Origin of the sequence: Streptomyces sp. NPDC045470 (genome assembly GCF_040646595.1) — a bacterium.
GTDB lineage: Bacteria > Actinomycetota > Actinomycetes > Streptomycetales > Streptomycetaceae > Streptomyces.
Genome location: NZ_JBEZAN010000010.1, coordinates 297,777 through 298,780, shown reverse-complemented (window position 1 = coordinate 298,780; position 1,004 = coordinate 297,777). Strand labels below are relative to the sequence as shown.

The 1,004-nt window shown below is 69.4% G+C and carries 2 rRNA genes and 1 pseudogene; all 3 read left to right on the top strand.

From position 1 onward, the window contains the following. Positions 1-93, top strand: a 23S ribosomal RNA gene (locus tag AB0A97_RS26550); the annotation flags it as partial. A 121-nt stretch (positions 94-214) separates the two neighbouring features. Continuing rightward, positions 215-331: ribosomal RNA gene (gene rrf / locus AB0A97_RS26545) — 5S ribosomal RNA — on the top strand. Positions 332-458: 127 nt separating this feature from the next. Beyond that, a pseudogene (locus AB0A97_RS26540) lies at positions 459-1,004 on the top strand (RNA helicase); the annotation flags it as partial.

Below are 1,004 nucleotides of genomic sequence, written 5' to 3'. Positions count from 1 at the left end.
GGCTCCCAGTAGACGACTGGGTTGATAGGCCAGATATGGAAGCCTGGTAACGGGTGGAGTTGACTGGTACTAATAGGCCGAGGGCTTGTCCTCAGGTGCTCGCGTCCACTGTGTGGTTCCCGGGTTGCGAACAGTCGCAGCGTCGGTTGAACCAAGTTCCACTGTTTCATTCTTTAATTGAAGAGTGTGCTTGTTCGCTTGAACCCGATAGGGTTTCGGTGGTCATAGCGTTAGGGAAACGCCCGGTTACATTCCGAACCCGGAAGCTAAGCCTTTCCGCGCCGATGGTACTGCAGGGGGGACCCTGTGGGAGAGTAGGACGCCGCCGAACAATCTTTGGAGGACCCTTGGTCCCAGCGTTCACGCTGGGGCTGAGGGTCCTTTTTTGTTTGGTCGAAGCGCGCCGGAGTGGTCGGTGCGCGAGAATGTTTGCAGTACCGAAGACAGGAGTCACGTCGATGTCCCCCAACTCTTCCGACGATCGCTCGGAGCGCCGGCCCCAGCGGCGCGAGGGCGGTGACCGCGGCGGTTTCCGGCGTGACGACCGCGCCCCGCGCCGCGACGACCGGGCCGGCCGGCCCTCCGGCAGCGGCTTCGGCGGTGGACGCCGGGACGACCGCGGCGGCAGCTTCCGTCGCGATGACCGTGGCCCCCGTCGTGACGACGACCGTGGCGGCCGCCCCACCGGTGGCGGCTTCGGCGGCCGGGACGATCGCGGCCCGCGCCGCGACGACCGCCGGGACGACCGCGGCGGCTTCCCGCGCGACGACCGTGCCCCGCGCCGTGACGACCGTGGCGGTTTCCGCCGCGACGACCGCCCTGGCTTCTCGCGTGACGACCGTGCCCCCCGCGGCCCGCGCCGCGATGACGACCGCGGTGGCAGCTTCCGTCGCGACGACCGTGGCCCCCGCCGGGACGACGACCGCGGCGGCTTCCGCCGTGACGACCGCCCGCGCGGCCCGCGCCGGGACGACGACCGTGGCAGCTTCCGCCGTGACCCGGGA